We start from the raw sequence: 12852 nt of genomic DNA, 5'->3' as shown, positions 1-12852 counted from the left end.
GTCGCGCCTGCGCTCCCGCACGCCCGGCGGCTTCCCGGTGATCGTTCCCGTTCCGCCGGCCACGGCGACGCCCGCAGCCCCGGCCGTTCCGGCCGGCGCGGCGACCCTGGGCGGCCGCGTGCCCGGGCCCCGCGATAGCGCGGAGGCCGCGGCGAGCACCGGGCCGGCCGAAGTGGTGGCGGGGACCACCGTCGACCACCTCACCGAGACGTACCAGGCCCACTACCGCTCGCTCCTCGGTCTCGCCGCGCTCCTCCTCGACGACACCGCCTCCTGCGAGGACGTGGTGCAGGAGGCCTTCATCCGGGTCCACTCGGCCCGCAGCCGGGTCCGCGACCGGGACAAGACCCTGGCCTACCTGCGCCAGACCGTGGTCAACCTCTCGCGCTCGGCCCTGCGCCGGCGCATCCTCGGCCTCAAGCTGCTGTCGAAGCCGATGCCGGACATGGCCAGCGCCGAGGAAGGCGCCTACGACCTGCTGGAACGGGACGATCTCATCAAGTCGATGCGCGGTCTGCAGCGCCGCCAGCGCGAGGTGCTGGTGCTGCGCTACTTCGCGGACATGACGGAAGTACAGGTCGCCGAGACGCTCGGCATATCGCTCGGTTCGGTCAAGGCGTACGGATCGCGGGGGATTGCCGCGCTGCGTGTGGCGATGGAGGCGGCGCAGTCATGAACGAGGACCGCAAGGTGAGCGAGGAACGGGCACTGCGGAGCCTGAGGGACGGAGCCTCGGGCGAGGGCGGCCTGCACGGGCTGACGCGCGGATCCGCGGGCGAGGGCCAGGCGGCGCTGCGCGAGCTGATGCGCGGAGCGGGAGCGGGAGCCGGCGGCGCGCGGGCCGTCGGTATCGGTATCGGGTCCGCCGGTACGGAGTCCGCCGGTACGGAGCCTGCCGGTACGGAGCCTGCCGCCGCCGGGTCCGGCGGCGCTGGGCCCGCGGCCTGTGGGCCCGGCGACGAGGAGCAGGCCCTGCGGGACCTGCTGCGCGGCGCCGTCGTGGGACTCGAGCCCGCCGGCGACGCGCTGGAGCGGTTGCGGCACGCCGTCCCCCGGCGCAAGACCCGCAAGCGGCAGGCGCTCGTCGCCGCCGCGGCGGCCGCGCTGCTGGTGGGGACCGCGATCCCGGCGGCCCTGCGGATGACCGTGGGCCAGGGCGACTCCCCCGACCGCTCGGCCATGGCCGGCCACGGCGAGCAGGGCGGGAACAAGAAGGACGGGTCCGACCCGCACCAGAACGGCGCCGGGGTCGACCCGAAGCCCACCAGGCCCGGCTCCGGCACGGGGCAGGGCGCGGGCGGTGCCACCGGCACGCCGACCCCGCCCACCACCGGCCTGCCCCCGATCGGGCCGAACCCCCACCAGTCGGGTTCCACCGCGCCCCTGCCCGGCGGCGCCGGCGTCCTGCTGCCCCCGCCCGCGGCTCCGGGCGTGCCCGGCTGCAGTGCGGACCAGCTCGGGGTGTCGGGCAGCGCGCGGACCCCGGAGGCCGACGGCAAGGTCTACGGCAGCTTCAAGGTCACCAACGTCTCGGGCCGGGGCTGTACCGTCCTCGGCCCGGACACCGTGACCGCGGCCCCGGCGAGCGGTCCCGCGCCCGGCCAGGGCGGCACCGGTGTGGCCGTCCTCGGCCACACCGCGGGCGACCCGGCGACCGGGCTGCCCGATCCTTCGGCCGAGGCCCCGCTGATGCTGCTCGCGCCGAACGCCGCGTACGAGGTGCGCTTCGCGTGGGTGCCGTCGCAGCAGAGCTGTACGGGTGCCTCCGCGGGCTCCAAGCCCCCGCAGGGCGGCTCCGGCGACCCCGCGGCCGCGGACTCCCTGGCGGTCCCGCCGGGGCCGGACGCGTCGGGCGTGGCGGTGTCCCACACGCCGAGCACCCCGCTGCCCGGTGCCCCGACGACGCAGACGACCATCCCGGACGCGTGCGGCGGGACGGTCTACCGGACGGGCGTCCTCCCGCTGGCGGCGCAGCCGACGCCGTAGGGGCCTGGCCGAGCACGGCACATGGCCGGGCCCGGCCGGGCCCGGAATGGGCGGGCCCGGCCGAGCGCGGCCGTGGTCGGGCCGGGCCGCCGACGGCTCAGGCCGAGCCGGTGCCCGTCGGGGCCGCGGCCGGTGCGGGTGCCTGCTCCGGGCCCGGGCCGGCCTCGGGGACCAGCCCCGCCTCCTCGTCGCGCAGGGTCTCCACCTCGCGCCGGTAGAGCCGGAACCACATGAAGAGCACGAACGCGGCGAAGACGAACCACTCGCCGGTGTAGCCGAGGTTCTGGAAGGCCTTGAGGTCGAGCCCGGTGTTGACCGGGGCCCGCGCCGGGACGGGGATCATCCCGTCGGCCGGGGTCTGCACGGTCAGCCAGGCGTCGTACAGCCCGTACGGCACGATGTTGACCAGCGAGGCCGCCCCGATGACGCCGAGCTGCCCGGCCGGCAGGCCGCCCGAGGAGTAGACGCCCTTGGTGCTGGAGTTCTCCGAGGCCTGCAGCGCGCCCGTGACCTCGACCCGCCCGGTCGGGGCGGCCGGAGCCCGGCCCGCGTCCGCGCCGCCCGGCAGCCAGCCCCGGACCACGGGAACGGCCTTGCCGGTGTCGGTCTTGAGCAGGGTCAGGACGTAGAAGCCGCTCTTCCCGTCGAGCCGCCGCTCGGGAACGAGCAGCTGGTCGGCGTACTCCCCGGAGACGGAGGCGAGCCGCCCGGAGGTCTTCTTGTCCACCGGGAGCAGCGAGTCCAGCGGCGCGGTCGCCTGTTCGGCGGGGCGCGCCTCGGTCGCCTCCTTGTGGCTGTCGACGCGGTCCTCGAACCGGCCGAGCTGCCAGGTCCCCATGAACAGGCAGAAGGGAACGCCGAGCGCGACGAAGACGTTGATCCCCCACCAGCGCGGGGTCAGGAGAAACCGGTGCACCCCACCACCGTACGGGGGGTGCACCGGTTCCCGGCCGCCGGGTCGGCCGGGTCGGCCGGGACGGCTCCGCGGCCGGTGCGGCCTACGAGCGCGGCGGCAGGTGCTTCAGCGCGAAGTCCAGCTCCATCCGGACCTGCTTGATCCGCTCTTCCACGACGAGCGAGCCGTGCCCGGCGTCGTACCGGTACACCTCGTGCTCCGCCCCGCGCGCCGCGAGGCGGTCGACGTAGTTCTCGATCTGCTTGATGGGGCAGCGCGGGTCGTTGAGACCCGCCGCGATGTGGACGGGCGCCTTCACCGCGTCGACGTAGGTCAGCGGCGAGGAGGCCTCGAAGCGCTCCGGGACCTCCTCCGGCGTCCCGCCGAAGAGGGTGCGGTCCAGGGACTTCAGCGCCTCCATCTCGTCGTGGTACGCCGTCACGTAGTCGGCGACCGGCACGGCGGCCAGGCCCACCGCCCAGGCGTCCGGCTGCGTGCCGAGGCCCAGCAGGGCCAGGTAGCCGCCCCAGGAGCCGCCGGACAGCACGAGGCGCGCCGGGTCGGCGAGGCCGCGGGCCACGGCCCACTCGCGCACGGCGTCGATGTCCTCCAGCTCGATCAGGCCGATCCGGTGCTTGAGGGCGTCGGTCCACTCGCGGCCGTAGCCGGTCGAGCCGCGGTAGTTGACGCGCACGACGGCGAAGCCGTGGTCGAGCCAGGCCGCCGGGGTGGCCGCGAAGGCGTCGCTGTCGTGCCAGGTCGGTCCGCCGTGGATCTCGAAGATCGTCGGGAAGGGGCCGTCGCCGTGCCCCGTCGGGCGCTGCGCCAGTGCGTGGATCCGCCCGCCGGGGCCCTCGACCCACACGTCCTCGACGGGCACGGAGCCCGGCGGCCGGAAGCCGGGAGGGTCGAGGACGACCCCGCCCGCCGTGGACCGCACGGCCGAGGGCTCGGCCGCCGAGGACCACTGGTACTCCACCGACCCGTCGGGCCGGGCCGTTGCGCCCGACACCGTCCCGGGCGGCGTGTCCAGGCGCAGCAGCTCGCGCGCGGCCAGGTCGTAGCGGAAGAGCTCGCTGCGCGCCTCGTGGCTGTGCTCGATCAGCAGCGCGGAGCCGTCCGGGTACCACTCGGCGCCGACGTCGCCCGGCAGGTCGATGTCCAGCTCCTCCTGGGTGCCCGCGACCACGTCCCACACCAGTGGCTCCCAGCGGCCGCGCCGCTGGTGGCCGATCAGCAGCCGGGCGTCGCCGGCGACGGGGGCGAAGCCGAGGACGGTCAGGCCGAGCTCCAGGGTCCCGCCCTCGGAGTCGTCCAGCTCGGCGACGGTCTTCCCGTCGAGCGTGATCACGCGCAGCGAGGAGTGCATCGCGTCGCCGTGCTCGGTGTGCTCGACGGCGAGCCAGGTCCCGTCGCGGGACAGGTCGCCGACCCCGGCCGACTCGCGGTGCCGGTAGACGACGGACGGCGCGGAGCCGTCGGCCGGTACGACGTGGATGGTGCTCCCGTCCTCGTCGGTGGAGCGCCCGACGACGGTCGTCCCGTCGCGCCCGATGGCGAGCCCCGCGGGGTACGAGGGCTCCAGCCCGGGGGTGGCCGGCTCGTCGGGGCCGCCCGCGAAGGGCTGGCGGACCCAGGTGCCGAACTCGTCCCCGTCGGTGTCGGAGAACCACCAGATCCACGCGCCGTCGGGGGACAGGGCCCCGTCGGTGGTCCCGTTGGGCCGGTCGGTGGCCTGCCGCTGCGTGCCGGTGGCGCGGTCCCAGGCGTAGAGCTCGTAGGTGCCGGTCGCGTTGGAGACGAAGAGCGAGCGGTCGGGCGCGTCCTCGGCCCAGTCGGGCAGCCCCACCCGCGGGGCCCGGAAGCGCTTCTCCCAGTCGGGCATGGCGGCGAGCGCGTCGGCGGCCGTGGCGTCGGTGGTGTCAGTCATGCCTCCATCATCCTTCTTCCGGGGAATCCCGGACTTTGGGCCGGGAGGGAATGGATCGTTGGCCCGGAGGCGCGGAGCGCCGGAGTGCTCTGTGTTGTCAGTGGCCTTCGCTATGTTGGTCCACCTTGACCGAAAGGGGGGTGGGCCGGGTGATCCGTGCGTACAAGTTCCTCCTGCGGCCCACCTTTCGGCAGGAGATCGCGCTCGGCGAGATGCTGCGTGATCACTGCGGCGTCTACAACGGCGCGTTGCAGGAACGCCGCGACGCCTACCGGCACGCCTCGAAGACGAGCATCAAGTACGGGATGCAGTCCGCGCAGCTCAAGGACATCCCGGCCTTCGACCCGGAGCGGCACGGGCGGTGGTCGTTCTCCAGCCGGCAGGCCACCTTGCGCCGTCTCGACAAGGCGTTCGCCGCGTTCTTCCGCCGGGTCAAGTCCGGCGATACTCCGGGATACCCGCGCTTCCGTGGGGTGAACTGGTTCGACACCGTCGACTTCCCGAAGGACGGCGACGGTTGCCGGTGGGACTCCCTCCCGGGCCATGCGGCCCGCGTCCGTTTCCAGGGCGTCGGGCACGTCAGGGTCCACCGGCACCGGTCGGTGGTCGGCAAGGTCAAGACCGTGTCGGTCAAGCGCGAGGGCAAGCGCTGGTACGTGGTGCTGACCGCCGTGCAGCCCCGGCCCGAGCCGCTGCCCGCGACGGGCTCCACTGGAAGCCGCGCGCGTCCAGGGCCGCGCGGAGCTCCGCGAACTCCTCCGCCGGATAGAAGGTCTCGCCGCGGTGCGAGCCGCAGCCGGTGTACGGCTCCAGCCGCGCGGCCCTGCGCGGCTCCACCACGTCGTCGATGTACAGCTTGAGGGGGCCCCCGCGCAGCCGGTCCCCAGCGTACGCGCGGGCCGCCGCCTCGAAGTCGTCGCGGTCCTCCCCGCTGGTGCTGCGCGGGTGGCACAGCTCGGCTCCGCTCCGCTTGCGCACCCCTCCCTCACCGCCCGCCCGCTCGTCCAGCTGCGCCGGCTGCTGGTCGCCGCGGCCTCGGCCGGCAGCGGCTTCCTGCTGCTGTACGTGCTCGCGGACGCCACGGCCCGGTCTGCCGGATCGTTCCCCCAGCTGCTGTGGGCCCTCGTGCCGCTCGCCGTCACCGTCCAGTTCGCCGTCGCCGTGGCCCGCAGCGACCCGGCGACGCGGCCCCGGGAAGGCCTCGACGCCGCCGGGCTGGGACCACTGCGGCTCACCCTGATCGCGACGATCTCCACCGCCGTCGCCTGCGCCCTCGGCAGCGCCGTGGCCCTGGCCGTCTTCCTCCATCTGCGCGGAGACGTCGCCGGGCTGCCCTTCGACGGCGCCGGGGTGCGGCTCCTGCACGCCGACCGGCCGCTGCCCGTCGCCGCCGCCCTCACCCTGCTGGCCCTGCTGCCGCTGGCGGCCCCGGCCGCCACACCCCTGGCCCTGCGCCCCCACCCCCGGCCGGCCCCGCAGACCGTGCTGCCCTGGGGCATCGCCCTCACCGCCTGCGGGCTCGCCGCCCTGGCCTACGCCGCACCCGGCGGCGCCGCCCTGCCCGCCGGCTGGGCGCTGACCGCCGTCGGGCTCGCCCTCGCCGGTCCGGGTCTGGCCTACGCCTGCGGGACGCTCGTCCAGGCCGTCCGCCCGGGCGCGCTGCGGCTGCTGGCCGGCCGGACCCTGCAAGAGGAGGCTCCCCGGCTCGGCGCACCCCTCGGCGTCCTGTGCGCCGTCGCCGCGGGCGCCCTCAGCGCCTCGGCCCTGCGCGGACACGGAGGCCTGCACGTCCCGCTCGGCCCGCTGACCGCGCCCGCCGCGGCCCTGGTCGTGCTGTGCGCGGGAGCGACCCTTCTCACATCCGCGGTCGAGGTCCGCCAGGCCCGGGCCGCCACCCGCGAGACACTGGCCGGCCTCGGCGCCCCGAGCGGGGTCCTGCGTACGGCCGCGACCGTACGGGCCACGGCGCTCGTCACCGCGTGCCTGGCGATCAGCTGGGGTGTGTCACAGCTGACGTCGCTGGCATTGACCCGCTGAGGCGGGCAGCCCTTAGGGTGAGCCGAATGGTCAACGGATACATCAAGACCGAGATCGAGACGCTCACCGAATTCGACCAGGTGGCGGCCCGCGGCTCGCTCAGCGGCTACCGCATCCAGTCGGTCAACCTGCTGGAGCGGACCTTCGCGCTGCTGTCCGCCGACACCTCGGCCGCCGTGTTCCTGGGCTGCGCGATGGAGCCCGACGCCTCGGTCAAGGTGCGCGCGGACGGCGCCCTGGTCTTCCCGCCCGTCCCCGACCTGCCCTTCAACCCGTACCGGGGGCTGCTGTACACGGCCGAGGAGTTGTTCGCGGGACTGCCCGCCGGCTACGAGGCCACCCCGGACGCCGAGTCCTACGCCTGGTTCCAGGAGACCAAGGCCGACGGCGACGTCTTCTCCTCGATGCTGCGCTCCATCCACGACGACGCCATCTCCGACGCCCTCGACGAACGCCTCGCCGGCGCCCGCGTGGTCGGTGTGATGGGCGGCCACGCCATGGCCCGCGGCGGCGGCGAGTACCAGGGCGCGGCGGAGCTCGGCCGGACCCTGACCCGCTCCGGGCTCACCGTCGCCACCGGCGGCGGCCCGGGCGCGATGGAGGCGGCCAACCTCGGCGCGTACCTCGCCCCGGCCCCCGACGACGCCTTGCCCGAGGCCCTGAAGATCCTGGCCACGGTGCCTTCCTTCACCCCCTCCGTCTCCGGCTGGGCGAAGGCGGCCTTCGCCGTGCGCGAACGCTGGCCGGCCGCGCCCGGCGGCGATTCGGTGGGCATCCCGACCTGGTTCTACGGGCACGAGCCGCCGAACGCCTTCGCCGGGCACATCGCGAAGTACTTCGCGAACGCCACCCGGGAGGACGGGCTCCTCGCCCGGTCCAACGCGGGCGTGGTCTTCCTGCCGGGCGCCGCGGGGACCGTCCAGGAGGTCTTCGACAGCGTGACGCCGAACTACTACGGTTCCCGGGGCGCGCCGACCCCGATGATCCTCGTCGACCGCGCCCACTGGACCCAGCACCTCCCGGTCTGGCCGCTGCTCCAGGCGCTGGCCCGCGGCCGGGCGATGGAGTCCCGGATCGCGCTGGTCGACTCCGTGGACGAGGTCCCGGACGCCCTCGCTTCGATGAGCTGACCCCCGCAGGCAACTTCCCGCCCCTTTCACACGTCTGGAAGAGGTACGCACAACGCAGAACCTGCCAGACGTGAACGGAGCCCCCGGGTGCTCATAGGCCTTCTGACCGCCATCGCGGCATCCATCTGCTACGGCACGGGATCCGTCCTGCAAGCCGTGGGATCCCGGCGGGCGGCCCGCTCGTCGCCGGCCGCCGACGGAGTCACGCAGCATGGCGGCCCCAACCTCTCCTCCACCGCGAAGGCGGCGATGACCTGGGAGTTCATCGTCGGCACGATCCTGGACTTCGTGGGCTTCGGCCTCGGCGCCCTGGCCGCGCGCCTCCTGCCGCTCTTCCTCTCACAGACCGTGATCAGTGCCAACCTGGTGGTCACGGCCGTGCTCAGCGTGAAGATGCTGGGCATCCGCCTGACGCGCAAGGAGTGGACCTCGATCGGGGTCGTCTGCACGGCCCTGGTCCTGCTGGCGACCGCCGCGGGCCACGAGGGCGGCCACCACGCGCCGTCGGCCACGCACTGGTGGCTGCTGGCGGTGACCCTGCTGATCATCGTGGGCGGCACCGTGGCCGTACGCCTCCTCGGCGGCCGGGCCGCGATCCTGGCGGGCCTGCTCTCGGGCCTGGCCTTCGGCGCCCTGGGCGTCGGGGTCCGCATCCTGAACGGCGTCGAGCCGTTCTCCTTCCCGGCCCTGCTGGCCGACCCGGCCCTCTACGCCATCGTCCTGGCGGGGGTCGGCGGCATGTACCTGCACACGGTGGCGCTGCAGATCGGCTCGGTGAACGGAGCCACCGCCGCGCTGGTGGTCGGCGAAACCGTGCTCCCCGGCGCGATCGGCGTCCTGTGGCTCGGCGACGCCTCCCGCCCCGGCATGGCCTGGCTGGCGGTCCTCGGCTTCGTGCTGGCGGTCACCGGCGCGGTGGCGGTCGCCTGGTTCGGCAACCACGAGGGCGCCGAGGAGGAGGCGGAACTCACCCCCGCCGGCATCTGAGCCCAGGGGGCCGGGGCCGCAGCACCCGAGCCCGGGGGGCGGGGCGCAGCGGCCCTACTCCGCCGGGAGGACGACCACCTCGGCGGGGGCGAAGCCCACCGCGACCCGGTCCCCGACCGCCGGCGCCCCGGCCAGCCCGCACTCCGCCTCGAGCAGCGGGCCCGCCTCGGGCCGCAGCAGCAGCGCGACGTGCGTGCCCCGAAAGGTCCGGGTGACGACCTCGCAGCCCAGCCCCTCGGGAGACAGCACGACCCCGGCCGGCCGGACCAGTACCTTCCGGTCCCCCTCCGGCGACCCGGCCGCCACCGGGACCTTGCCCCAGGGAGTCGCGGCCACCCCGCCCGACACCACGGCCGCGATCACGTTCTCGAAGCCCAGGAACCGCGCCACGAACTCCGAAGCCGGCCGCTCCCACACCTCCAGCGGAGTCCCCGCCTGCGCGATCCGCCCGTCCCGCATCACGACCACCCGGTCGGCCAGCGCGAACGCCTCACCCTGGTCGTGCGTGACGGCCAGCACGGTGGTCCCCAGACGCGCGAACAGCCCCCGCAGCTCCACGACGAGCCGCTCGCGCAGCCCCCGGTCCAGCTGCCCGAGCGGTTCGTCCAGCATCAGCACCCGCGGTGACGGCGCCAGCGCCCGGGCCAGCGCGACCCGCTGCTGCTCGCCGCCGGAGAGCGAGGCCACCGCCCGGCGCTGCGCCCCGGGAAGCCCGACCAGTTCCAACAGCTCGGCGACCCGGGCCTCGTACGCCTTCTTCGGCGTGTGCCCGGAGCCCCGCATCCGCAGGCCGAAGGCGACGTTCCCGCCCACGTCCCGGTGCGGGAACAGCTGGTGGTCCTGGAACATCAGGCCCACCCCCCGCCGGTGCACGGGCACCCCGGCCTGGTCGGCGCCGCCCAGCACCACCCGCCCGCCCGAGACGGACTGGAGGCCGGCCACGACCCGCAGCAGGGTCGACTTGCCGCTCCCGCTCGGCCCCAGCACGCACACGGTCTCGTGCTCGGCGACCGCGAGGTCCACGGCGTCCACGACCGCGCGCTCACCGAAGCGGACCGACACCCCTTCCAGCTGAAGCAGGGTCATCAGAACTCTCCGGAGGTCTTGTCGGGTCGCAGCCGCTCCAGCAGGAGCAGCGACACCGCGCACGTCAGCATCAGGATCGTGCTCAGGGCCATCGCCTGCCCGTAGTTCATCTCCCCCGCCCGGCCCAGCAGCCGCGCCACCGCGACCGGAAGCGTCGGATGGTCCGGCCGCGCGATGAAGACGGTCGCCCCGAACTCCCCGAGGGACACGGCGAAGGCGAAGCCGGCCGCGATGAGCAGGGCCCGGCGCACCATCGGCAGGTCCACCTCCCGCCAGACCCGCAGCGGCGATGCGCCGAGCACGGCGGCGGCCTCGCGCAGCCGGCCGTCCACCGCGCGCAGCACCGGCAGCATGGTCCGTACGACGAAGGGCACGCCCACCAGCGCCTGCGCCAGGGGCACCAGGATCCACGAGGTCCGCAGGTCGAGCGGAGGCTCGTCGAGGGTGATGAGGAAGCCGAAGCCGACCGTCACGGCCGACACCCCGAGCGGCAGCATCAGCAGCGCGTCGAAGCCCCGTACGAACCGGCCGCCGCGCCTGGTCAGGGCCGCGGCCGCCAGCCCGCCGATCAGCAGCGCGATGGCGGTGGCGGCGAGCGCGTACTGGAGGGAGTTCCAGATCGCCTCGAGCGGCGGCACCAGGAAGGTGCCGCCGCCGGCGCCGACTTCCTGGAGCGCCCGGTAGAAGCCGAACCCGTAGCCGCCGGGGGCGTCGAGGGACCGTTCCACGAGCACGCCGAGCGGGAGCACGATCAGCAGCGCCACCGTCAGCAGCACCCCGCCGAGCAGGGCGCGCTGCGCCCAGCCGCGCGGCCGGTGCGTGGTCCGCCCCGGGTCGACGAGCCGCAGCGCGGTCTCCCGCTTGCGCACGGTCCAGGCGTGCACGGCGAGGATCGCGCCGACTGCGGCGAACTGCACCATCGTCAGCACGGCCGCCGTCGGCAGGTCCAGGAGCTGCGCGGTCTGCCGGTAGACCTCCACCTCCAGGGTGGAGTACGAGGGCCCTCCCAGGATCTGCACGACGCCGAAGGAGGTGAAGGTGAACAGGAACACCATCAGCGAGGCGGCCGCCACGGCCGGGCCGAGCGCGGGCAGCGTCACCCGGCGCCAGGCGGCGAACCGCCCGGCACCGAGCACCCGGGCCGCTTCCTCCTGGCGCGGGTCCAGCTGCGCCCACAAGCCGCCGACCGTGCGGATGACGACGGCGTAGTTGAAGAAGACGTGCGCCAGCAAGATCGCCCACACGGTCGTGTCGAGGCGGATCCCCCACACCTCGTCCAGCAGGCCGTTGCGCCCCACGAGCGCGAGGAACGCGGTGCCGACCACGACGGTCGGCAGCACGAACGGCACCGTGACGAGCGCCCGCAGCAGTTGTTTGCCGGGGAACTCGAAGCGCGCGAAGACGTACGCGCCGGGGAGTGCGATCAGGAGCGTGAGCGCCGTCGAGGCGAGCGCCTGCCAGGTGGTGAACCAGAGCACCTCGCCGATGTCGGGCCGGGCCAGCACCTCGCCGATCCGGCCGAACTGCCAGCCGGTGTCGGTCTTGAGCCCGCGCCCGACGATCGCGGCGACGGGGTACGCGAAGAACAGGCCGAAGAAGAGGAGCGGGACGGCCATCAGGCCGAGCCTGACGGCGGTCGCCCGCCCGCTCTCCTTCTCCGTCTCCTTCTCCTGCGCCGCGTGTGCCACGCGTCCTACTTCACGACGAGCGTCGTCCACGCCTTGACCCACTGGTCGCGGTTCTTCGCGATGGCGTCGGGGGCGACCGTCTCCGGCTTCTCGATCACGACACCGTGCTTGGTGAACAGCTCGGGCAGCGTCGCGTCCTTGGTCACGGGGTTCACGAACATCTGCAGCGGCATGTCCTCCTGGAACTTCTTGGAGATCAGGAAGTCCAGGAGCGCCTTGCCGCCCTCCTCGTTCTTCGCGCCCTTGAGCAGGCCCGCGAACTCGGTCTGGCGGAAGCACGTGCCGGTGGCGACGCCCGTCGGGGCCTCGGCCGGCTGCGGCTCGCCGTAGAGCACCTCGACCGGCGGGCTGGAGGCGTAGGAGACGACCAGCGGGCGGTCGCCCTTGGCCTTCTTGCCGCCCGCCGAGCCGGAGAAGCGCTCGTTGTAGGCCTGCTCCCAACCGTCGACGACCTCGACGCCGTTGGCCTTCAGCTTGCTCCAGTAGTCCTTCCAGCCCTCGTCGCCGTACTTGCCGACGGAGGCGAGGAGGAAGCCGAGACCGGGCGAGGAGGTCGCCGCGTTCTCGGTGACCAGCAGGTTCTTGTACTCCGGCTTGATCAGGTCGTCCAGCGTCTGCGGCGGGGCGATCTTCTTGTCCGCGAAGTAGGCCTTGTCGTAGTTGACGCAGATGTCACCGGAGTCGATCGGGGTGACCCGGTGCTCCTTGTCGAGCACGAACTCGGGCTTCACCCCGGCCAGCCCCTTGGCCTCGTACGGCGTGAAGATGCCGTTGTCGAGGGCGCGCGAGAGCAGCGTGTTGTCGACGCCGAAGAACACGTCGCCGCGCGGGGAGCCCTTGGTCAGGATCTCCTGGTTCAGCGCGGCGCCCGCGTCGCCCGACTTCAGGACCTTGACGGTGTAGCCGCTCTGCTGCTCGAACTCCTTCAGGACCGTGTCGGTCGCTGTGAAGGAGTCGTGCGAGACGAGGGTGACCGTCTTGGACTTCGGGGCGTCGCTCGCGCCCGCGGACTTGTCCTTGGCGTCGCCGCCGCCGCAGGCGCTGAGCGTGGTGACGCCGAGCGCGGCCGCGAGCGCGACGCCCGCCATCTTCTTGGTGGTGCTCATTGGTGCA

10 protein-coding genes and 1 pseudogene are annotated in these 12852 nt (G+C 74.1%); 6 read left to right on the top strand and 5 right to left on the bottom strand.

Annotated features, from left to right (window positions below; genetic code table 11):
- Nucleotides 1-37 precede the first annotated feature (37 nt).
- Together DRB89_RS29700 and DRB89_RS29695 are read left to right on the top strand one after the other, a co-directional pair.
- Complete coding sequence (locus DRB89_RS29700; protein WP_239516884.1) at nt 38-676, top strand: SigE family RNA polymerase sigma factor; 639 nt, start codon at nt 38-40, stop codon at nt 674-676.
- Nucleotides 673-1986 (top strand): hypothetical protein, encoded by a 1314-nt coding sequence (locus DRB89_RS29695; RefSeq protein WP_112450807.1) that lies wholly within the window; start codon nt 673-675, stop codon nt 1984-1986. The genes DRB89_RS29700 and DRB89_RS29695 overlap by 4 nt, the downstream gene beginning before the upstream one ends.
- 97 nt (nt 1987-2083) lie before the next feature.
- Here the strand turns inward: DRB89_RS29695 and DRB89_RS29690 are convergent, their stop codons facing one another.
- Together DRB89_RS29690 and DRB89_RS29685 are read right to left on the bottom strand one after the other, a co-directional pair.
- Nucleotides 2084-2902, bottom strand: a complete 819-nt coding sequence (locus tag DRB89_RS29690; protein ID WP_112450806.1) for an SURF1 family protein — start codon at nt 2900-2902, stop codon at nt 2084-2086.
- Between the two features lie 82 nt (nt 2903-2984).
- The gene (locus DRB89_RS29685; RefSeq protein WP_112450805.1) at nt 2985-4811 is read right to left on the bottom strand and encodes a prolyl oligopeptidase family serine peptidase; all 1827 of its coding nucleotides are present in this window, start codon (nt 4809-4811) and stop codon (nt 2985-2987) included.
- Between the two features lie 149 nt (nt 4812-4960).
- On the opposite strand from DRB89_RS29685, the pseudogene DRB89_RS29680 reads away from it, so the two are divergent.
- From DRB89_RS29680 to DRB89_RS29660, 4 genes and pseudogenes are all read left to right on the top strand, one after another.
- Nucleotides 4961-5521 (top strand): annotated as a pseudogene (locus tag DRB89_RS29680) (transposase); the annotation flags it as partial.
- A 298-nt stretch (nt 5522-5819) separates the two neighbouring features.
- Complete coding sequence (locus DRB89_RS29670) at nt 5820-6848, top strand: hypothetical protein (RefSeq protein ID WP_112463897.1); 1029 nt, start codon at nt 5820-5822, stop codon at nt 6846-6848.
- Nucleotides 6849-6874: 26 nt separating this feature from the next.
- A complete protein-coding gene (locus DRB89_RS29665) occupies nt 6875-7978 on the top strand; it encodes an LOG family protein (protein WP_112451364.1) in 1104 nt (367 codons plus the stop codon).
- Between the two features lie 87 nt (nt 7979-8065).
- Nucleotides 8066-8965 carry a DMT family transporter gene (locus DRB89_RS29660; RefSeq protein WP_112451363.1) on the top strand — a complete coding sequence of 300 codons (900 nt, stop codon included), beginning with the start codon at nt 8066-8068 and terminating at the stop codon, nt 8963-8965.
- 54 nt (nt 8966-9019) lie between these two features.
- Here DRB89_RS29660 and DRB89_RS29655 read toward each other — a convergent pair whose 3' ends face one another.
- From DRB89_RS29655 to DRB89_RS29645, 3 genes are all read right to left on the bottom strand, one after another.
- Nucleotides 9020-10051, bottom strand: a complete 1032-nt coding sequence (locus tag DRB89_RS29655; RefSeq protein ID WP_204357849.1) for an ABC transporter ATP-binding protein — start codon at nt 10049-10051, stop codon at nt 9020-9022.
- Nucleotides 10051-11667 (bottom strand): iron ABC transporter permease, encoded by a 1617-nt coding sequence (locus DRB89_RS29650; RefSeq protein WP_112453869.1) that lies wholly within the window; start codon nt 11665-11667, stop codon nt 10051-10053. Before DRB89_RS29650 ends, DRB89_RS29655 begins: the two co-directional genes overlap by 1 nt.
- A 77-nt stretch (nt 11668-11744) precedes the next feature.
- Complete coding sequence (locus tag DRB89_RS29645; protein WP_112451362.1) at nt 11745-12845, bottom strand: thiamine ABC transporter substrate-binding protein; 1101 nt, start codon at nt 12843-12845, stop codon at nt 11745-11747.
- Nucleotides 12846-12852 lie beyond the last annotated feature (7 nt).

Source organism: Streptomyces sp. ICC4 (assembly GCF_003287915.1).
In the GTDB taxonomy this organism is placed as follows: domain Bacteria; phylum Actinomycetota; class Actinomycetes; order Streptomycetales; family Streptomycetaceae; genus Streptomyces; species Streptomyces tritrimontium.
Note: the sequence above shows the minus strand (reverse complement) of the source record. Positions and strands in the feature narration are given on the sequence as shown.